This is a genomic window from Hafnia sp. HMSC23F03, assembly GCF_001816025.1.
In the GTDB taxonomy this organism is placed as follows: Bacteria; Pseudomonadota; Gammaproteobacteria; order Enterobacterales; family Enterobacteriaceae; genus Hafnia; species Hafnia paralvei.
Map to the genome: position 1 here is coordinate 145181 of NZ_KV824216.1, position 20447 is coordinate 165627.

Sequence of the window (20447 nt, forward strand, 5' to 3'; positions counted from 1 at the left end):
GGGCGCGCGCTGGCGCCCCTCATCGGTCGCCTTCAACTCAGTTTATAGGCAAATGCCGTTGCTGATAGGCGAACGAAACTTTACACCTTAGTTATATACATAACATAACTGGTGAGCCCAATATCAATCGTGCTCTTCCCACGCCTGAGCACGCGATACTGCTTTCTTCCAGCCGCTGTAGCGATAGTTACGCTCCACGGTTTCAATGCTTGGACGGAATTCACGCTCGATAGTGGCCTTGCTGCGCAGTTCCTCCAGATCGCTCCAGAAACCGACTGCTAGACCAGCTAGATATGCTGCACCCAACGCGGTGACCTCCAGTACGGCAGGACGCTCAACACGCGTTCCCAGAATGTCAGACTGGAACTGCATCAGGAAGTTATTGGCAACGGCACCACCGTCCACACGCAGCGCTTTTAGACGAGTACCGGAGTCCGCCTGCATTGCATCCAAAACGTCGCGCGTTTGGTAAGCGATGGATTCCAGAGTTGCACGAATAATGTGGTTGCTGTTTACGCCACGGGTCAGGCCGAAGATAGCTCCACGTGCATACGGATCCCAGTAAGGGGCACCCAGACCTGTAAAGGCAGGTACTACATACACGCCGTTGCTGTCTTTTACTTTGGTTGCGAAGTATTCGGAGTCCGCCGCGTCGTTAATCAGCTTCATCTCATCGCGTAGCCATTGAATTGATGCGCCGCCGATAAATACTGCGCCTTCCAGTGCATAGTTCACTTCACCGCGTGGACCACAGGCGATAGTCGTCAGTAGGCCGTGCTTGGAAGGAACAGCCTCTTTACCGGTGTTCATCAATAGGAAGCAGCCGGTGCCGTAGGTATTCTTCGCCATACCTTCTTGCACGCACAACTGACCATAGAGTGCAGCCTGCTGGTCACCCGCGATACCTGCGATTGGAATACGAGTACCGCCTTTACCACCGATGTTGGTTTGGCCGTAGATTTCAGATGATGGGTGTACGGTTGGCAGCATTTCGCGTGGAATGTCCAAGACCTCCAGCATGCGCTCATCCCATTCCAGCGTATGGATGTTGAACATCATGGTACGAGAGGCGTTGGTGTAGTCGGTGACGTGAACACGCCCCTGTGTCATTTTCCAAACCAGCCAAGTATCTACGGTACCGAACAGCAGCTCGCCGCGTTTTGCACGCTCACGAGAGCCTTCAACGTGATCAAGAATCCATTTTACTTTGGTGCCGGAGAAATAGGGGTCAACCACTAAGCCCGTATTATGGCGAATGTACTCTTCCATGCCTGCTTTTTTCAGTTTCTCGCAGATGTCAGCAGTACGGCGGCATTGCCATACGATGGCGTTATAAATAGGTTTGCCTGTCTCTTTTTCCCAAACGATGGTGGTTTCACGCTGGTTGGTGATACCAATACCCGCGATTTGATCAGAACTGATATCTGCTTTCGCCAGGACTTCGACCAGAGTAGAACTTTGCGTCGCCCAAATCTCCATTGGGTCGTGTTCAACCCAACCCGCTTTTGGATAAATTTGCTCAAATTCACGCTGAGAGACGCTGATGATATTAGCGTCATGATCCAGTACCACGGCTCGTGAGCTGGTGGTTCCTTGGTCGAGCGCGACGATGTATTTTTTTTCGGTCGTCATAACATTAATCCTGCGTTGATGAACTGAATACGACATGGTGTCTCAAAAAAATGAAAACCGGTGGAGCGAAGTCCACCGATGAATACTAGGCCTTACGCTGTTCTGTTTTGGTTGCTGGCTCATCTTCGAGCTTGCACACATCACATGGCAAGTGACGACCAATCAGTGAGCGGTAACCAAAGGCGCCGATGCATGCGCCGACGATTGGGCCAAAGATAGGTACTAAGAAGTATGGAATATCTCGAGCGCCGGTAAAGGCCACTTCGCCCCAGCCAGCCAGATAGGCAAAAGCTTTAGGACCAAAGTCACGAGCTGGGTTAAGCGCAAATCCGGTCAGTGGCCCCATGGATGCCCCGATAACGGCAATGAGAATACCGATCAGCAGTGGCGCTAATGGGCCACGTTGAATGCCGTTGCCGTCATCGGTCAGTGCCAGAATCAGGCACATCAGGATGGCAGTAATAACGGTTTCAACCAAGAATGCCTGCCCTACAGAAATATGTGGGTTCGGGTAGGTGGAGAACACACCTGCCTGATCTAGGCTGGCTACGCTGCCTCGGACGATCTGGTGGGCTTGCTCAAAGTCGACAAACAGATTTTGGTACAAACCGTAGACCAGCGCCGCGGCGCAAAAAGCCCCCGCAACCTGAGCAATGATGTAGGGAATAACTTTGCGCTTATCGAAACAGGCAAAAAGCCATAAGGCGATGGTGACGGCGGGATTCAGATGAGCACCAGAGATAGCGGCCGTTAGGTAAATTGCCATGGCAACACCTAGCCCCCAAATGATACTAATTTCCCACTGACCAAAACTTGCGCCTGCCAGCTTAAGTGCGGCTACACAGCCACATCCAAAAAATATCAGCAATGCGGTGCCAAGAAATTCAGCGATGCACTGCCCTTTTAACGTTGAACTAGCTGTTTGGCTCATGACTTGATGTCCTAACGACGAATTATTGTAGGGGGTGTGAAGCAAGCCCTCATATATTTTTTCTGGGCTTGTTGTAAATTTATCGTTAACGAGCAAAAACGAGAAATAGCGAAATCAAAATGTGTGTACTTCGTCATAAAAATGAGTGAATCCGCGTATTCAGTGCTCTTTTTGCCAAAAATTTTTGTGATCTGACCACTGACACAGATCATGGTGACACGATTTTGTAACTTAATTGTAAATTTAGAACGATGCAGGTGAATACGATTTTTAGGGATTAACTGATAGTCATAAGGTGCGATTTTGTTACAGACTGCACTTTGCCCCAGTATCGCGCTAGACAGTAGAGAATGGGGTACATACAATCGGAGTTGAAACGAATTTATTGCGCAATGACTCGCGCACCGTGGGTGGCAGTCAGTCGTTGTGTTTATGGGCGCAACTATATTTTCGCAGTGGGTGCCAAATAAACGCACTCACTACAGCAGATGTACGCCTGGCTATGATAAGGGGACAGAAGAATGTCATTTGAAGTATTTGAAAAATTGGAAGCAAAAGTTCAACAGGCGATTGATACCATTACGCTGTTGCAGATGGAAATCGAAGAGCTGAAAGAACAGAACACTCAACTGAATCAGGAAGTTCAGCAAGCTGCTGGCTCTCGTGAAGCTCTGGTGCGTGAAAACGAACAGCTGAAAGAAGAACAAACTGCATGGCAGGAGCGCCTGCGCTCTTTGTTAGGCCGCATGGATGAAGTGAATTAATTGACTTTGTTTTCATGCAGGCAAGCAAAAGGCGCTCATTGAGCGCCTTTTTTCATTCAGACTGGGCTATAGATTATTCGAGATCCAATGGCTCTTCAGAGAGAATAATACCTGTGTTGTCAGCATACAGATGATCGCCGGAGAAGAAGGTCACTCCGCCAAAGTTTACGCGGATATCGCTCTCGCCGATGCCTTCACCGTCTGCTCCTGCAGGGATAGCTGCCATCGCTTGAATACCAATATCCAACTCTTCGAGATCGTCGACCTGACGAACGGCACCGTAAACGACAATGCCTTCCCACTCATTCTGGGTAGCCAAACGGGCTAATTCTGCGTTGATCAGCGCACGACGTACAGAACCACCGCCGTCAATGACCATCACACGTCCACGCCCATTCTCTTCCAACAGTTCATAGAGTAGGCCGTTATCCTCAAAGCATTTCACCGTGGTGATCTGCCCGCCAAACGAAGTACGCCCACCAAAGTTGGAGAACAGCGGTTCTACTACATTCACATCTTCATGGTAAATGTCGCATAGTTCGGAAGTATCGTATTTCATAGGATTAACGTCTGTTTGCCGCAGGGATGTTTAGTATATCCCCTTATCCATGTTGTTTGCAAAAACACCAATTGTTAAATGTGGCGATTAGCGGCGCTGGCGCACGTTTTGTGAGCCAGCGAAGGCGAGGATTAACTTAGAACGGTGCCGATAGCGAATAACACATTGGTGAGCAGGGCACTTTTCACCATGCTTTCCAGCATAGGGCGCATAGCGTCAGGTGTTCGATGGGTGAAGACGTAATGACCATGTTTGTACAGCATAGGGATGGCTAACACGAATAACCAGCCAAACGCGCTTTTTAGATAAAGCAGCGCAAACAATGCGAGACACACCACCGAGCCTACCAGTAAACCAACATGGTAGTAGCGTGCTTTTATTGGGCCGAGGCGTACAGCAAGCGTGTTTTTGCCGTTGACTGCATCGTTTTCGATATCGCGCAGATTATTGATATTCAACACGGCAGTCGCTAAGAAACCGCAGGCGGTAGCGGGGAGCATAACGACGCTATCGAAAGTGCCTGCCTGCAAATAGTAGGTTCCAGCAACGCTGAGCCATCCAAAAAAGACCAGCACAGAAATATCACCGAGTCCCATATACCCATAGGGGCGAGTACCCACGGTATAGGTGATCGCAGCGACAATCGCCATTAGTCCTAAGATCAGGAATCCAATGATGTCCTGTGGCTTTTGGCAGGCGACGGCAATTAGCGCGATCCCCGACAGAACGGTTAGCACAACGGTAATTCCCAGTGCACGCTTCATCTGTGCCTGAGTAATGACGCCTTTTTGCATACCACGTAGTGGCCCGATGCGCTCTTCGGTATCGCTGCCCTTGACGGCATCGCCATAGTCGTTGGCCAGATTGGAGAGTATTTGCAGCATAGCGGCTGTCAGCAGCGCGAGCAGGGCAATCTCCACCTTAAAGGTGTTTTGCCATGCGGCAATCGCAGAGCCGGTGACGATGGATGCCAAGGCCAGCGGCAGGGTACGCAAGCGCAGACTTTCCAACCAGGCGCGAGGCCTGCTAATTGTTGTTGATGAACTCATTATTCGCTTCAGTCGCTCAGGGGATCCCACGGTGAAAAATTCGGGTGATGGGTTCCAGTTAGGGTCGGTAATCTACCATATTTTATCAATTGGATATTGTAGACATACAAAAGGGAGGCCAAAGCCTCCCTTTTATGACAACCGATAGGGACGGTTCTTGAAACGTATTATAGGATAAACCGGCTCAGATCTTCATCTGCAACGAGTTCATCAAGGTGATTACGTACATATTCAGCATCGATTGTTACAGTCTGACCGCTCATATCGCTAGCTTCGAAGGAGATCTCTTCCACTAAACGCTCCAGAATCGTGTGTAAACGACGTGCGCCGATGTTTTCAGCGCTTTCGTTAACGCGCCATGCAGCTTCAGCGATGTGACGTACACCGTCGGCGGTGAAGTTGATGGTGAGGCCTTCAGTTGCCATGAGTGCCTGATACTGTTCAGTCAGCGATGCACTCGGCTCGGTCAGGATGCGCTCGAAGTCTTCAGTAGTCAGCGCCTGCAGCTCAACACGAATTGGCAAGCGGCCCTGTAGCTCAGGGATCAGATCCGATGGGCTCGAAACTTGGAATGCACCTGAAGCAATGAACAGGATATGGTCAGTTTTCACCATGCCGTGTTTGGTTGAAACCGTGCAGCCTTCAATGAGAGGCAACAGATCGCGCTGAACACCTTCGCGAGAAACGTCTGGACCAGAAGATTCACCGCGTTTACAGATTTTGTCGATCTCATCGATAAATACGATACCGTTTTGTTCAACGGCATTAATCGCCTGCTCTTTCAGCTCTTCAGGGTTAACCAGTTTTGCCGCTTCTTCTTCAATCAGCAGCTTGAAGGCTTCTTTGATTTTAATTTTGCGCGCTTTTTGCTTTTGCCCACCCAGATTCTGGAACATGGACTGCAGTTGGTTGGTCATCTCTTCCATTCCTGGAGGAGCCATAATTTCAACACCAACCGGAGAAGCGGCTAATTCTAATTCGATTTCTTTATCATCCAACTGGCCTTCACGCAGCTTCTTGCGGAAACTCTGGCGCGCGGCAGAAGGCTCAGCGCTTTGTTCTGGCTGGCCCCAGTTGTTTTTAGCGGGTGGGATCAGAACATCCAGAATGCGCTCTTCTGCCATTTCTTCGGCACGATAACGATTCTTTTCGATGGACTGCATGCGCACCATTTTCATCGCGGAATCCGTCAGATCGCGAATGATTGAGTCGACTTCTTTACCTACATAGCCAACTTCAGTGAACTTGGTTGCTTCAACTTTGATGAATGGCGCATTAGCCAGTTTAGCCAGACGACGTGCAATTTCGGTTTTACCGACGCCCGTTGGGCCAATCATCAGAATATTTTTTGGTGTCACTTCGTGACGCAGTTCTTCATTCAACTGCATGCGGCGCCAGCGGTTACGCAGGGCAATAGCCACGGCGCGTTTTGCAGAGTGCTGGCCGATGATGTAGCTGTCGAGTTCGCTGACAATTTCGCGTGGGGTCATCTCAGACATGTTTGGAGTCCTTACGCTTTGGAGTCTAATTCTTCAATGGTGTGGAACTGATTGGTGTAGATACAAATATCACCAGCAATACCCAGCGCTTTATCAACAATTTCGCGGGCACTCAGTTCTGTGTTTTCGAGCAATGCGCGAGAGGCAGCCTGAGCATAAGGGCCGCCGGAGCCTATCGCGATTAAATCATTTTCTGGCTGGATGACGTCACCGTTACCGGTGATGATGAGGGAGGCGTTTTCATCCGCGACCGCCAGCAGCGCTTCGAGTTTGCGCAGCATACGATCGGTACGCCAATCTTTGGCAAGCTCAACGGCCGCTTTAACCAAATGTCCCTGATGCAGTTCCAGCTTGCGTTCGAAGAGTTCAAACAGGGTGAATGCATCTGCGGTGCCACCGGCAAATCCGGCAATCACGCGGTCGTTATACAGACGGCGAACTTTGCGAACATTACCTTTCATGACGGTATTGCCCATGGTCGCTTGGCCATCACCACCGATTACCACTTTACCGTTGCGGCGTACGCTTACTATTGTTGTCACGAGCAGACCCCCGTAGCTGACGAAATAAGAACCCCACACCTTTGTGTGGGGGCATTGTCAGATAGATGGGGGGGATATTTTGCTTTTCAACCCCCGGCTGAGAGGGCAATACATCCAGACATTCCTTCGCCCTTCAATCGTTGCAGCATTTTATCTGCGGCGGCACGACTGCTGTATGGGCCTAACAAGACGCGATTCCATCCACCACCTGCGGTGATTCGGCTTTCAACGCCGCCGAATGCCAACTGGGCACGAACAGATTCCGCCTGATCGGTGCTGCGGAATGAGCCGCACTGTACCAGCCATTTCTGACTGTTTTCTTTTTCAGGCGCTTTTTCTTGCTTAGCTTCTTTCGCCGCAGTTGGTTGTTCCGCTACGCTCGTTACCGGAGCTGGTTTCTCTTTATGCGGTTGCTGAACGGGCTGCTGAGCCGTTTGCGTCGGCGGTGTAGTACGTGCAGGGCGCGTAGGCTCTGTTTGTGTTTGGCGCGGTTGGGTTGGTTGAGTGGTCGTCGTATTCTGCTGTGAGAACGGATTACGTGGCTGAGTCGCCGTTACCGGTTGTTGCTGAGTGTAGGTTTGATCCGGCATGCGGCTGTTTTGTGGCGTACGGCGCGCAGTCTGCATTTGATCGTTGTACGGCACTTCTGACAGCTGAGTTGGCTGCTGACGCATATCAGACTGCATCTGATCTAACAGTTGACGCTGTTCCGCGGTGAGCTGTGGCTGCTGATTTGATGTCGTCGAAGCACTACTGCTTGGCTGTGTAGGCGTAGCTACGCCGACCTGACGATTCTCAAGCTCTTTGATGTAACGCCAGCGTTCTTCCGGTTTTGGTGGAAGGCCATTACCGGCATGTTTTGCCTGCGTCGGTAACAGTTCATCGCTGTCTGGTTTATGGTGAGTCAAAAAATAAAGGCCGGCAGCGAAGGTCACTAAAACCCCCATAGCAAGAACCACCATGGTTTTAGAAATACCAGGAGATGACTTCTTCTTTTTCCGGGTATTGGTTTTGCGCTTCGCTCCTGATGAGCGGCCCCGGCTCACATAATCTCGTTGTGCCACTGTCTTTTCGCTACATCGTAACACCCATCATTTCTATTGCTGCACCCGCATTAGCAAGGCCGCAGCTCTAATTATGTTGGGTATTTATTTTGAATTAAGAGCGCCATGTTACTGAACTCATCCCAATTTAACTAGCGTTTCGGCGCAGATGTACTTCCTCTAACGATAAATTCGCTGTCTAACAGTCTCGAACCGCTAACTACGGAGCGACTGTGAAGCTGCTCTAATAGCAATAACATGGCTTCACGCCCAATTTGATAACGAGGCTGAGACACGGTAGTCAGCGGAGGATCGCAGTACTGAGCCAGTTTTATATCATCAAAACCAACCAGTGAAACATCATCTGGTACGCGCAATCCCATGCGTTTTGCCTGTGACAGCGCGCCGATGGCCATAACATCGCTATGGCAGAAGATCGCCGTAGGTGGCTGTGGCAGCGACATCAGTGCCAGCATCGCCTGTGCGCCGGCTTCATAAGTGAAGTCACCGCGCTCAATAAAGCTTTTTTCCTCTGCAATACCGCAACGACGCAGTGCCTGAATATAGCCACGTAGCCGATATTTGCTCAGCGGCATGCTTTCTGGCCCTGCAATGCAGGCAATGCGGTGATGACCTAATTCATGCAGATACAACACGGCTTCAAAAGCGGCTGTAAGGTTATCGATATGCACGGTAGGCAGTTCAAGTTCAGGCGCAAACTCATTCGCCATGACCATCGGTGGCAGGTTTTTCTGTTCTTCTTTGCTGGCGTCGAAAGGTACGTTCGAGCCTAGCAGCAACATGCCGTCGATTTGTTTAGTAATGATGAGGTTTACGAAGGTTTTTTCTTGTTGCTGCTGTTGGGCACAATCGCCAAGCAATACTAAATAACCATGCTCTGCAGCGGTACGTTCAACACCCTGAATGACTTCGGCAAAGAATGGGTCACAGATATCGGGAACTATCACCAGAATGGTTCGCGACTCATTGCGTTTTGAGCTACGAGCCAGTGCGTGTGGAGAATAACCAACGGCTAATACGGCCTGCTCAACTTTTTGGCGGGTAGCGGCAGAGACTTTCTCGGGGTTCATCAATGCTCTTGAAACGGTGGCCGTTGAGACACCGGCGTGTTCAGCCACGTCTTTCATGGTGGCAGCAGACATGCTTTGCTTCTCTTCCAACGCTGTTCTCCTTGCGTCTAGCGAAACGTTGACGCGGGCGGTGTTACTCTTCCTGTTTTACTGAATGAAAACCAGCTTCCTTGCGTCATCCCAGTTTTGTTGCTCGGAATGCTCATACCAGTTCATGAATTACCATATGGATCACATTTTAAACAGAATGCACCCTGCTGTTGTTACCTAATTTGCATAAGAAATGTGACCGAGATAGATTTTTTAGATCAGGATCGCAAATCGCTGTTTTTATCCATCTGTCTTATGGCCTTTCTCGCTTGGGCGATCAGTTGTCCGTTGGATCGACATCGAGCGTCCATTTCACTTTTTTCACGGCAGGTAAGGTGCTTATTAGCGGCAACGTACCTTTGACGATTTTCTGTAAACGTGTGCGCGAAGGGTGCTGCAATAACAGCTGCCAACGGAATCGTCCACCGCGTTTAGGTTGTAACGCTGGAACGGGCCCAAGTATCCAAAAAGACTCATCCCGCAACGGACTGGCTTCCAACAGGTTTCTTAGCTGCTGCAAAAACTGTGGCGCATTCTGGTTATCATGATCGTCTGCGCGCACCATGATATGGCTGGTATAGGGAGGTAAAAATACGCTTTTACGTTCTTTAAGCGCTTGTTCGGCAAAGGCGTCGTAGCCCTGATTTAACAAGGTTAATAGAAGAGGATGTTCTGGGTGATGAGTCTGTAATATCACCTCGCCCTGTTTGCCTGCGCGTCCTGCTCGACCGGAAACCTGTGTATATAGCTGGGCAAAACGCTCAGCAGAATGGAAATCAGCTGAAAAGAGTGCGCCATCAACATCAAGCAAAGCCACTAGCGTGACGTTGGGAAAATGGTGGCCTTTTGCCAACATTTGGGTGCCGATTAATATACGAGCCCCCCCGCGATGTACTTCGGCCAATTGCTGTTCCAATGCGCCTTTGCGACTGGTTGTGTCGCGATCGATGCGCGTAATCGGTGTATCAGGGAACAGCGTGGTAAGCTCGGTTTCAAGTTGTTCGGTGCCGAGTCCGACGGGCAGCAGATTAGTGCTGCCACACTGTGGGCACTGGCGTGGAATCGGTTTTTGGCTATCACAATGATGGCAGCGCAGATGATGCTGTTGCTGATGCAACGTGTAGTAATGGTCACAGCGTTGGCATTCGGCGATCCAGCCACACTCGTGGCATAGCAGCGCAGGGGCAAAGCCTCGTCGATTCAGGAACAAGATGACCTGATTTCCAGCATCAACGTGTTGTTTCATCCGCTGTAATAGCGGCTGGGCAAGCCCGGCTTTGAGCGGTAGACCTTTTAAATCTAGCAGGTGTTGGGCTGCGGGTTTGGCATTGCCTGCTCGCTGGGTCAGTCGCAGGCGACGGTATTTCCCCAGTTCAACATTGTGCAGCGTTTCCAAGGCAGGAGTGGCTGAGCCAAGCACAATAGGGATATTCTCCTGATGTGCGCGGAATACGGCTAAATCACGCGCGTGATAGCGCCATCCTTCCTGCTGTTTATAGGAACCGTCATGTTCTTCATCAATGATGATGACGCCTAAACGTGCAAAAGGCGTGAACAGCGCCGAACGGGTTCCGATGACGATTGCGCTTTCGCCATTACGAGCGCGTAGCCATGCTGCTAGGCGTTCGCTATCGTTTAAGCCTGAATGTAGAACGTCAACCGGTGCATTAAAGCGCTCTCTAAAGCGAGCGATAGTTTGGGGCGTCAGGCCAATCTCTGGCACTAAGACCAGCGCCTGACGGCCTTGAGCCAAAATATTTTCGATTACGCTGAGATAGACTTCGGTCTTGCCTGACCCTGTTACGCCAGCAAGCAGCCAAGCGCTGAACTGATTGTCCTCACTGCGAATCGCGCCTACGGCAGTGGCTTGCTCGGTGTTGAGCTTTAGGCGCTCGCCGTTAACGGCATAATTGGCACGCCAGTCGTGTAATTCCGGTGATTCGGCACGAAGCTCCGCAAGCCCCTTGGTTTTGATGCTTTGCAGCGCCGCTTCGTTTAAGTCACATTCCGTCACCTGATGGCGATACAACGGACGCTGTAGCAACATCGCGAGAGCTCGTTGTTGTTTAGGTGCTCGTTTTAGCGTTTCTGGCGGCGTGGCCTTCCCTTGTTCAGTGATAACCCATTGCCACAGTTGCCCATGTTGTGCTGGTTTGCCTTGGCGCAACATCACCGGCAACGCATGAAACAGCACTTCGCCAATTGGGTAATGATAATAATCCGCGGCCCAGCGCAGCATGTGCCACATACGAGGGGAGAACAGTGACTCATTATCTAGCATTTGGTGAACAGATTTTAAGTTCTCAAGCGGAAGTTCGCTGTGCTCACCAAACCCAGTGATAATACCGATCATTTTGCGCTGTCCGAAAGGCACACTGACCCGTGCTCCTGCAATGGGCGTTGTCCCCGTTGGCAGAAGATAATCAAAGGTACGGGATAATGGAACGGGTAAGGCTACGTGAACGACCGGCATGTTTAATCCTGCTTCCAAATGTATGCTTAGTTTACATGTCGGGGGGAAGGTTTGAATCAGTTTAATTTGCATAACGGCGTTTAAAGGGGGAGGTGGATATAAATAAAGTCAATTGCAATTCGATTGCGGTGTATGTTTGATCCCTGTATAATTCGCCGCCTTTGATAGGCTTTTTATCAAACCAAATTTATCAACCACGCGTGGTGTCTGGCGGAATAGGGCTGGATAGCGACGCGGCCTTAACTGAGGTTATCCCATGAAACAAGGTATCCACCCGAACTACGTTGCAATTACTGCAACTTGCTCTTGCGGCAACGTGATCAAAACTCATTCTACCGCAGGTCGCGACCTGAACCTGGACGTGTGCAGCAACTGCCACCCGTTCTATACTGGCAAGCAGCGTGATGTTGCTACCGGTGGTCGTGTTGACCGCTTCAACAAGCGTTTCAGCGTACCAGGCACTAAGAAGTAATTCTTTTTGCTCAAGAAGAAGGCACCTAAGGGTGCCTTTTTTATTGCTTAAAATTCAATAATTCATCTGAATAAATGATAAAAAAAAGCCCCTTCGAAAAGGGGCTTAGCGATCTTATTCGTTACTGATTTCCGACTTGGTCGCCAAACGGCAGTTTGTCGTAATCATGCAGACCTTTTTTCGCATATGGATTGCCGATCCAACGTGTGGTTTCAACAAAGTTCGGATTCACTAAGCTTCTCTCTGGGTTAAACAGATCGTATTTCAAGCCAGCCAAATCAGACCAAGTATGAATCAACTCAGAGCTGCTGTATTTACGATCCGTCATTGAGGCAAAATCACGTGGATGCGATTGCTGCCAGCTTGGTGACGTCCATAAGATGAACGGAATGCTATACATGTGACGCGTTGGTGACGCTTCGTTACGTCCCTGAATATTGTGCGGTGGAGTGTCATACACTTCCTCACCGTGATCAGAGAAGTACAGCAAGAAACCGTTTGGATTTGTTGCTGAGTAATCTTTAATCAGGCTAGACACCACATAGTCGTTATACAGGTTTGCGTTGTCGTACTGATTATAGGAATCAATCTGATCTTGGCTTAAGCCTGGAGGAACACCCTCGGTGCCATTAAACTTATCAAATCCTTCTGGATAGCGGAATTTGTAGTTAATGTGCGTGCCTAGCAGATGTACCACGATAAATTTCTTCGGTGCAGGATCGGCCATCACTTCTTTAAACGGCTTCAATACGTCGCCGTCATACTGACGAGCACTCTGTGTACGCTGCTGATTCAGATAATACTGCTTGTCCGTCTGCTGGGAGAACAGCGTCAGCATGGTATTACGCTTGGTCATCGTTTGCTGGTTGGTGATCCAAAACGTTTTATATCCCGCCTGCTTCATCATATTCATCAATGAAGGCTGGGTCAGATACAGATCGGGATTCTTCTCGTTAGCGAACGTCAGAGCCTGCTGCAAGATTTCGATTGTATAAGGACGGGAAGTGACCACATCGTTGAACACGGTCAGATTCTTATCAGTCTTATGCAATTCATCCAACTGAGGCGTCGTTTCACGCGGATAACCATACAGGCTCATGTGACCACGCTGGGTGGATTCACCGATCACTAAAACCAGCGTGCGCGGCGCATTGCCGCTTGTATCGGTCAGATTTGCCAACGGCGGCAGAGCGCTGTTTTCTTTCATTAACGCCTGCAGACTGGCCAGCTGGCTACGATATTCGAAATAGCCAGTGATCATTTGCCATGGAGCGGCTGGCTCCATACGAGACGTTAAGCGTGGCAGAGAATCTTCAAATGAACGCTTTTTGATCAGCATGTTATAGGCCATCGGGTTAACGATAAGGCCATAGAAGATTGCTGCTGGGATAACGTATTTCCAGAATGAAGGGATATACACTGGGCGAACACGTGTCCACAGGAAGACGCAAACAACGGTATAAGCCAAAAGAATAAGCGCCAGATGTAGGCTAAAATATTGGCTGAAGTATTCGCCAGCTTCGCTGGTGTTGGACTCGAACATGACGAACAGAACGCTCTGAGAGAACTCCTGCCCGTAAATAATATAATAGGCCACTGAGCAGATAGAGGCTGCCCACAAAATAACGCCAATAACCGCGGAAATAATGCGGGTTTTGTTTGGGAATAAAAATACAGGAATTAACCAAAGTGAGCTATACAGCAAAGAGTCACGAATGCCGTTGGAGCCACTGTAGCCAGTGACAAGAATAACGGCTTGTAGAGCAGTAGAGAAAAACCAAAAGAACAGCAGAACCCAGAACAAAGCCTTCCAGCTAAATGCCTTATCTGCATTTGGAGATGAAGTCATATTATTTCAGCCTATCAGAGAATATCACCGCAGGGATGTTAATCATCTAACCTTAAAGGAACCTTAGTTTTTATTAGCGGGATAAATGCACCCGCAATAAACCTATGTTTTAAATTTATCTATCGGCATTGCGAGCAAAAAGTGAGCACTACGCAAAAACCGGGCGATACTAGCAATCTTATTTTTTCGTAACAATAGATGCTACAATTTAATAAAAGTTCGTGATGTATTGTTTTTTTTTATAACAGGAAACTATTGATTACAGCTATGGCGTGTTGGCGGGCATGTTGTGCGGGAATAATGTTCGCTGAACGAAATAGGGAGAAAACGCGCTACCTAGGCGATAGCGCGTTTGGAGTGACTGACTAGCCGGTATTACGCATCCCAGCGGCAACGCCGGCGATGGTTACCATCAGTGCTTGTTCAACGTTAGCATCCGGTTCTGGCATTGAACGCGAGCGGTGCAGTAATTCTGCCTGCAACACGTTTAATGGATCGGTATACACGTTACGTAACGCTATTGATTCGGCGATCCATGGCAGATCGGCCATCAGATGGTCGTCGTTAGCGATAGTGAGCACGACTTTAATATCCTTGCTTAGCTGATCGCGCAGTTGCTTACCTAAAGGCCACAGCGATTCATCCACCAGACGTTGGTCGTAGTATTCCGCCAGCCAAAGATCGGACTTGGCAAATACCATTTCTAACATCCCAATGCGGGTTGAGAAGAATGGCCAATCGCGACACATGGTTTCCAGCGTTGACTGTTTTCCACCGTCTACCGCCGCCTGAAGTGCGGCACCGGCCCCTAGCCATGCGGGGAGCATTAGTCGATTTTGTGTCCAAGCAAAGATCCACGGAATGGCTCGCAGGCTCTCTACGCCGCCATTTGGCTTACGTTTGGCTGGGCGTGAACCTAAAGGCAACTTACCCAGCTCGAGTTCAGGTGTCGCTGAGCGGAAATAAGGAACGAAGTCTTTATTTTCGCGCACGTAGCCGCGATACATATCGCAGGATACATCTGACATTTCATCCATCAGATCGCGCCATTCCTGCTTTGGAGCAGGAGGTGGTAGCAGGTTGGCTTCTAGAATCGCATTGGTATACAGCGACAGGCTACTGATAGTGACCTGTGGCAAGCCGAGTTTAAAGCGGATCATCTCGCCTTGTTCGGTAACGCGTAGACCCCCCTTCAGACTTCCCGGCGGTTGTGATAGCAGAGCTGCGTGGGCTGGTGCGCCACCGCGACCAATTGAACCACCGCGTCCGTGGAACAGCGTTAAGGCGACTCCTGCTTTCTCACAGACGTTAACCAAGGCTTCTTGTGCGCGATACTGTGCCCAAGACGCGGCCATTACGCCTGCGTCTTTCGCGGAGTCAGAATAGCCGATCATCACCATCTGTTTGCCTTGAATAAAGCCGCGATACCAGTCGATGTTCAGTAACTGAGTCATCACATCTTCGGCGTTATTGAGGTCATCAAGGGTTTCGAACAACGGGGCAACTGGCAGCAGGTAAGGGCAGCCAGCTTCTTTAAGTAATAGGTGTACGGCTAAAACATCCGATGGCGTGCGAGCCATAGAAATCACATAGGCTGCAATTGAGCCCTGCGGCGCTTCGGCAATGACACGGCAGGTGTCAAAGACTTCTTTAGTTTCAGCGCTTGGCTCCCATTGACGAGGAACTAGCGGCCGCTTGGAGTTCAGCTCACGGATCAGGAAGGCTTGCTTATCCGCTTCTGACCAGCTTTCGTAATCACCGAGCCCCAGGTAGCGAGTCAGTTCTGCTAATGCTTCCGAGTGGCGCGTGCTCTCTTGGCGCACATCGATACGCACCAGTGGTACACCAAAGCAATGAACGCGGCGCAGTGTATCTAGCAATTGGCCATTGGCAATAATACCCATGCCACAGGCTTTCAATGATTGATAACATGCATAAAGCGGCTCCCACAGTTGCTCATTTTTCACCAGCAGATTATCGGGACGTGTCGCACGTTCACCTTTAATTTTCGCCGCTAGATAAACTTGAGTCTCGGTCAACTGAGTACGTAGCTTCTTCATCAACTCACGGTATGGCTCTTGAACGTCGTCGCCACCGGCCAGTGCACGTAACTCTGGCGTGCATTCAGTCATCGAAAGTTCAGACACCAGCACCGCAATATCGCGTAGGAACAGGTCGGTTGCTTTCCAGCGGCTTAGCAGCAATGCATGACGAGTGACCTCCGCGGTCACGTTTGGGTTGCCGTCGCGGTCGCCGCCCATCCAAGCGGTAAAGCGCACCGGCACCGCTTCGACAGGGAGTTGATAGCCGAGAGAATTCTCCAACTGTTCGTTGAATTCACGTAGAAATGCAGGAACGCCTTCCCACAGACTGTTTTCAACGACGGCATAGCCCCATTTAGCTTCGTCGATCGGCGAAGGGCGATTTTTACGAATTTCATCGGTATGCCATGACTGAGCAACCAACTGGCGCAGACGGCGCATGATTTGATTACGTTCGTAGTCAGCCAGATCGCTGTGATCGAGCTGGCTCAGGCAATTATTCACCTCAACCAATTTATGGATCAGGGTACGACGGGTGATTTCGGTTGGGTGTGCAGTGAGAACCAATTCAATGGAGAGCTCATCAACGGCTTTCTTAATCTGCTCGTCGCTGAGATTGTTACTTTTCAAACGGGTGAAAAGCTGGGCCATGACTTCAGGATTGCTTGCCGCTTCACCGTGGGGTGAAATGCTATGGTACTGTTCTGCGGTGTTTGTCAGACTCAGGAATTGGCTGAATGCGCGGGCAACCGGCAACAACTCATCATTCGACAGATTCTGTAGCGTAGTCAGCAGTTCCTGACGGCTCGCATCGTTACCCGAACGTGAGGATTTGGATAATTTACGGATAGTCTCGACACGGTCTAGGATATTTTCGCCCAGCGCTTCCTTTATGGTGTCGCCGAGCAGCTTCCCTAGCATACTGACGTTACTTCGCATTGCCGAATATTGTTCGTTCATAAGACCCCTGACCCCTCCAATATGTAAATTTCTTTCACCCGAAAGGCGTAGACCGCCTCTTTTATAAAGCCACGTTCCATTGTCTACGTCAATTGTCACAATTTATTGCTAAACGACATGAATTTGGTGATTTAACTGAAATTTAATTACACGGTGACGGGAATTAACGTTTCTAATAACAGTTACGTTGCAAACGGCTGCAATAGGGTGACATCGCCGCCGTTTTCACTGTTTTAATTTCATTAAAGCGCCAATTAGCGGTTAGTCATTTATCGACAAAAATGATTAACCACCTGACCGATCAATTCACGCGTCGGTTGGATAAATGACGTCGCAAGGAACTCATCGGGTTGATGAGCCTGATCGATAGAGCCCGGCCCTAATACTAGTGTAGGGCAAACTTCCTGAATAAATGGCGCTTCGGTGCAATAGTTCACAACTTCTGCACGTTCGCCTAGCAACCCTTCAATCACCTGAATAAGCGGTGCGTGTACTGGACATTCATAGCCAGGAATCGGCACGTGCAGATGCTCGATAGTTAAACGTCCCGGCCACTTCTCGCTTACCGGTGCCAACGCTTGATTGAGTAACTCATCGATATCGTTGAGCGTCATACCCGGCAGAGGGCGAATATCCATATGCAGCTCACAGCAGGCGCAAATACGATTGGGTGCGTCGCCACCGTGGATGTGTCCGAGGTTCATTGTGGGATAAGGAATGTTAAAAGCATCGTGGTGATAACGGTCTTTGAGCGTATTGCGCAGAGTTAACAGATGCCCGATAGAGTCATGCATTAATTCGATGGCGTTAACGCCACGCGCGGGATCGCTTGAATGGCCTGATTGCCCTGTAATCCTAATGGCTTCCGATAAGTGCCCTTTATGCGCCCGCACGGGCTTGAGAGATGTTGGTTCACCAATGATGGCGCAGTCAGGGCGTAAATGCGTGGTTGCCGCGAAATAGCGCGCGCCAGCCATCGTGGTTTCCTCATCTGCAGTCGCCAAAATATAGAGCGGCTTGCTGAGTTTGCTGGCATCGATGTCGCGAAGCGCATCCAGAATAAAGGCAAAAAAGCCTTTCATATCTGCGGTACCGAGCCCGTAGAGCTTATTGTCGTGCTCGGTAAGGGTGAAGGGATCACGTGTCCAGCGACCATCATCAAACGGCACGGTGTCCGTATGCCCCGCCAACATTAAGCCACCACGACCTTGACCAATACTGGCCAGTAAATTGAATTTGTTACGCGTATGTGGCACAGGTTGAACCTCAACGCGAAAGCCGAGATCGCCAAACCACCCCGCTAGCAAGTTGATTAATGCTTCATTACTTTGATCGAGCGCGCTGTCGGTTGCACTGATGGACGGCGTGGCGATCAAGGCGCGGTACAGCTCAATAAATGGTGGTAATTTCATATTCACTGTTGACAGCCTTTAGTTAGGATAGTATCAATATTCATGCATTATTTATGAATAAAAATACAATAAGCGCTCGCCGAATGAAACTGTAAAAGTTATGATGTGCAGCGCTAAATGTAATATTTACGATCAATGATTAACCAAGAAGGTGGAAACGACAGATGCCTAACGCACAGTCTCAGTTAAACGGGTTAATTGTAGGAGCCAGCGGCTATACCGGCGCGGAACTTGCCGTCTATCTGCAGCGTCACCCTGCTATGAACATAACTGGTTTAACGGTTTCAGCGCAAAGCTCAGATGCAAGAAAGTTACTTTCTGATTTGCATCCGCAACTGAAAGGCATCGTTGATCTGCCGTTGCAGCCTATGAGTGACGTAGCTCAGATGGCAAAAGGTGTTGATGTCGTGTTTCTCGCGACGGCGCACGAAGTTAGCCATGATTTAGCCCCGCAGTTTTTGCAGGCTGGCTGCGTGGTGTTTGATCTTTCCGGTGCATATCGGGTGAATCAGACGAGTTTTTATCAAGACTATTATGGATTTACACATCAGCACGCCGACTGGCTAGACAAAGCTGTTTATGGTTTGGCGGAGTGGCGGGCTGAAGATATCAAACAGGCGCAGCTGGTGGCCGTTCCTGGCTGTTATCCAACGGCGTCACAGCTGGCGTTAAAGCCGCTGATTGATGCGAACCTGCTCGATTTAAACCAATGGCCGGTGATTAACGCCGTCAGCGGTGTCAGCGGCGCGGGGCGGAAAGCCAGCATGACCACGAGTTTTTGCGAAGTGAGCTTGCAGCCCTACGGCATATTTACTCATCGTCATCAGCCAGAAATTGCGACTCACTTGGGAACGCCGGTGATTTTTACACCTCACTTGGGCAATTTCCCGCGCGGAATTTTGGCGACCATCACCTGTAAATTGAGTGTAGGCGTGACGGTCGAGCAGGTAAAAGCTGCCTATCAGCAGGCCTATGCTGAAAAACCATTGGTTCGGGTATATGACCAAGGTGTTCCGGCCATTAAAAACGTAGCGGGGACGCCGTTCTGCGATATCGGTTTTGCTCTACAGGGCGATCACCTGATTATCGTTTCTGCAGAAGATAATTTACTGAAGGGTGCGGCAGCTCAGGCCGTGCAGTGCATGAATATCCGCTTTGGCTTTAATGAAACACAATCATTGCTGTAACGATGAAACTTAAACTTTAAAAGAGACTGCTATGAACAATCCATTAATCATCAAGTTAGGTGGGGTTTTGCTGGATAGTGAAGAGGCGATGCAACGCCTGTTTCAGGCTTTGGTTGCTTATCGCCAAAGCCATCAGCGACCGCTGGTGATTGTTCATGGCGGTGGATGCCTAGTCGATGACCTGATGAAACAGCTCAATTTGCCAGTAGTGAAGAAAAATGGCCTGCGCGTAACGCCAGCCGATCAGATTGGCATCATCACGGGGGCGTTGGCGGGGACGGCGAATAAAACCCTGTTGGCCTGTGCGAAAAAACACCATATTTCAGCGGTGGGTTTATCTCTGGGCGACGGCGATATGGTGGAAGTTAGCCAACTGTCGGAAGAGCTCGGTCATGTCGGCAAGGCAAAAGCAGGTTCTCCCGCATTAGTGACCACGCTGTTGGCGACGGGCTATTTGCCTATCATCAGTTCGGTGGGTATCACGGCTGAGGGTGAGTTAATGAATGTTAATGCAGACCAAGCGGCAACGGCGTTGGCTGCAACGCTGGGGGCCGATCTGATTTTACTGTCGGACGTTAGCGGAATTCTGGATGGCAAAGGGCAGCGCATTGAAGAAATGACGGCAGCTAAAGCCGAACAGCTGATCGCGCAAGGCATTATCACCGATGGAATGGTTGTAAAAGTAAACGCTGCGCTTGATGCCGCTCGGTCTTTGGGAAGACCCGTCGATATTGCAAGCTGGCGCCATGCTGAGAAGCTTCCAGCATTGTTTAACGGTGTGCCAGTAGGCACCAGAATTCTCGCGAATTGATTACTCGTCATACTTCAAACGACCTAATTTAACTGAAAAAT

16 protein-coding genes are annotated in these 20447 nt (G+C 49.8%); 4 read left to right on the plus strand and 12 right to left on the minus strand.

Annotation, left to right across the window (positions count from 1 at the left end):
- Positions 1-123 precede the first annotated feature (123 nt).
- Both glpK and HMPREF3091_RS08965 read right to left on the minus strand, forming a co-directional pair.
- Positions 124-1632, minus strand: a complete 1509-nt coding sequence (gene glpK, locus HMPREF3091_RS08960; protein ID WP_004094211.1) for a glycerol kinase GlpK — start codon at positions 1630-1632, stop codon at positions 124-126.
- A gap of 85 nt (positions 1633-1717) precedes the next feature.
- A complete protein-coding gene (locus HMPREF3091_RS08965; RefSeq protein WP_008815796.1) occupies positions 1718-2563 on the minus strand; it encodes an MIP/aquaporin family protein in 846 nt (281 codons plus the stop codon).
- 521 nt (positions 2564-3084) lie between these two features.
- Here HMPREF3091_RS08965 and zapB point away from each other — a divergent pair.
- Positions 3085-3327, plus strand: a complete 243-nt coding sequence (gene zapB, locus HMPREF3091_RS08970) for a cell division protein ZapB (protein WP_004094217.1) — start codon at positions 3085-3087, stop codon at positions 3325-3327.
- Between the two features lie 73 nt (positions 3328-3400).
- Here zapB and rraA read toward each other — a convergent pair whose 3' ends face one another.
- The 7 genes from rraA to priA all read right to left on the minus strand — a co-directional run bounded on the left by rraA (position 3401) and on the right by priA (position 11673).
- On the minus strand, positions 3401-3886 hold the full coding sequence (gene rraA, locus HMPREF3091_RS08975; RefSeq protein ID WP_004094220.1) for a ribonuclease E activity regulator RraA: 486 nt from the start codon (positions 3884-3886) through the stop codon (positions 3401-3403).
- A 131-nt stretch (positions 3887-4017) separates the two neighbouring features.
- Entirely contained in the window at positions 4018-4935 is a 918-nt protein-coding gene (locus HMPREF3091_RS08980) for a 1,4-dihydroxy-2-naphthoate polyprenyltransferase (protein ID WP_070715397.1), read from the minus strand.
- 167 nt (positions 4936-5102) lie between these two features.
- The gene (hslU, locus tag HMPREF3091_RS08985; protein WP_004094226.1) at positions 5103-6434 is read right to left on the minus strand and encodes an HslU--HslV peptidase ATPase subunit; all 1332 of its coding nucleotides are present in this window, start codon (positions 6432-6434) and stop codon (positions 5103-5105) included.
- Between the two features lie 11 nt (positions 6435-6445).
- Positions 6446-6976: an ATP-dependent protease subunit HslV gene (hslV, locus tag HMPREF3091_RS08990; RefSeq protein WP_025801467.1), complete on the minus strand. Its 531-nt coding sequence runs from the start codon at positions 6974-6976 to the stop codon at positions 6446-6448.
- A gap of 86 nt (positions 6977-7062) precedes the next feature.
- Positions 7063-8040 (minus strand): cell division protein FtsN, encoded by a 978-nt coding sequence (gene ftsN, locus HMPREF3091_RS08995; RefSeq protein ID WP_071778720.1) that lies wholly within the window; start codon positions 8038-8040, stop codon positions 7063-7065.
- A gap of 131 nt (positions 8041-8171) precedes the next feature.
- Positions 8172-9200: a DNA-binding transcriptional regulator CytR gene (gene cytR, locus HMPREF3091_RS09000; RefSeq protein WP_008815799.1), complete on the minus strand. Its 1029-nt coding sequence runs from the start codon at positions 9198-9200 to the stop codon at positions 8172-8174.
- A 277-nt stretch (positions 9201-9477) separates the two neighbouring features.
- Positions 9478-11673: a primosomal protein N' gene (gene priA / locus HMPREF3091_RS09005; RefSeq protein WP_070715399.1), complete on the minus strand. Its 2196-nt coding sequence runs from the start codon at positions 11671-11673 to the stop codon at positions 9478-9480.
- A gap of 256 nt (positions 11674-11929) precedes the next feature.
- On the opposite strand from priA, the gene rpmE reads away from it, so the two are divergent.
- Positions 11930-12145 carry a 50S ribosomal protein L31 gene (gene rpmE, locus HMPREF3091_RS09010; RefSeq protein ID WP_004094235.1) on the plus strand — a complete coding sequence of 72 codons (216 nt, stop codon included), beginning with the start codon at positions 11930-11932 and terminating at the stop codon, positions 12143-12145.
- 121 nt (positions 12146-12266) lie between these two features.
- Here the strand turns inward: rpmE and HMPREF3091_RS09015 are convergent, their stop codons facing one another.
- The 3 genes from HMPREF3091_RS09015 to argE all read right to left on the minus strand — a co-directional run bounded on the left by HMPREF3091_RS09015 (position 12267) and on the right by argE (position 18408).
- Positions 12267-13994: a phosphoethanolamine transferase CptA gene (locus HMPREF3091_RS09015; RefSeq protein ID WP_070715400.1), complete on the minus strand. Its 1728-nt coding sequence runs from the start codon at positions 13992-13994 to the stop codon at positions 12267-12269.
- A gap of 365 nt (positions 13995-14359) precedes the next feature.
- Positions 14360-16996, minus strand: a complete 2637-nt coding sequence (gene ppc, locus HMPREF3091_RS09020) for a phosphoenolpyruvate carboxylase (RefSeq protein ID WP_070715402.1) — start codon at positions 16994-16996, stop codon at positions 14360-14362.
- A gap of 269 nt (positions 16997-17265) precedes the next feature.
- Positions 17266-18408, minus strand: coding sequence for an acetylornithine deacetylase (gene argE, locus HMPREF3091_RS09025; protein WP_008815803.1), 1143 nt, complete (start codon positions 18406-18408; stop codon positions 17266-17268).
- A gap of 164 nt (positions 18409-18572) precedes the next feature.
- Here argE and argC point away from each other — a divergent pair, with 164 nt between their 5' ends.
- Positions 18573-19595, plus strand: a complete 1023-nt coding sequence (gene argC, locus HMPREF3091_RS09030) for an N-acetyl-gamma-glutamyl-phosphate reductase (RefSeq protein ID WP_070715404.1) — start codon at positions 18573-18575, stop codon at positions 19593-19595.
- Between the two features lie 31 nt (positions 19596-19626).
- The gene (gene argB, locus HMPREF3091_RS09035; RefSeq protein ID WP_004094244.1) at positions 19627-20406 is read left to right on the plus strand and encodes an acetylglutamate kinase; all 780 of its coding nucleotides are present in this window, start codon (positions 19627-19629) and stop codon (positions 20404-20406) included.
- Positions 20407-20447: the final 41 nt, after the last annotated feature.

What these genes read in the sequence shown, in the direction of transcription:
- glpK (WP_004094211.1), bottom strand. Translation starts at nt 1,632, where the DNA reads ATGACGACCGAAAAAAAATACATCGTCGCGCTCGACCAAGGAACCACC.
- HMPREF3091_RS08965 (WP_008815796.1), bottom strand. Translation starts at nt 2,563, where the DNA reads ATGAGCCAAACAGCTAGTTCAACGTTAAAAGGGCAGTGCATCGCTGAA.
- zapB (WP_004094217.1), top strand. Translation starts at nt 3,085, where the DNA reads ATGTCATTTGAAGTATTTGAAAAATTGGAAGCAAAAGTTCAACAGGCG.
- rraA (WP_004094220.1), bottom strand. Translation starts at nt 3,886, where the DNA reads ATGAAATACGATACTTCCGAACTATGCGACATTTACCATGAAGATGTG.
- HMPREF3091_RS08980 (WP_070715397.1), bottom strand. Translation starts at nt 4,935, where the DNA reads ATGAGTTCATCAACAACAATTAGCAGGCCTCGCGCCTGGTTGGAAAGT.
- hslU (WP_004094226.1), bottom strand. Translation starts at nt 6,434, where the DNA reads ATGTCTGAGATGACCCCACGCGAAATTGTCAGCGAACTCGACAGCTAC.
- priA (WP_070715399.1), bottom strand. Translation starts at nt 11,673, where the DNA reads ATGCCGGTCGTTCACGTAGCCTTACCCGTTCCATTATCCCGTACCTTT.
- rpmE (WP_004094235.1), top strand. Translation starts at nt 11,930, where the DNA reads ATGAAACAAGGTATCCACCCGAACTACGTTGCAATTACTGCAACTTGC.
- HMPREF3091_RS09015 (WP_070715400.1), bottom strand. Translation starts at nt 13,994, where the DNA reads ATGACTTCATCTCCAAATGCAGATAAGGCATTTAGCTGGAAGGCTTTG.
- ppc (WP_070715402.1), bottom strand. Translation starts at nt 16,996, where the DNA reads ATGAACGAACAATATTCGGCAATGCGAAGTAACGTCAGTATGCTAGGG.
- argE (WP_008815803.1), bottom strand. Translation starts at nt 18,408, where the DNA reads ATGAAATTACCACCATTTATTGAGCTGTACCGCGCCTTGATCGCCACG.
- argC (WP_070715404.1), top strand. Translation starts at nt 18,573, where the DNA reads ATGCCTAACGCACAGTCTCAGTTAAACGGGTTAATTGTAGGAGCCAGC.
- argB (WP_004094244.1), top strand. Translation starts at nt 19,627, where the DNA reads ATGAACAATCCATTAATCATCAAGTTAGGTGGGGTTTTGCTGGATAGT.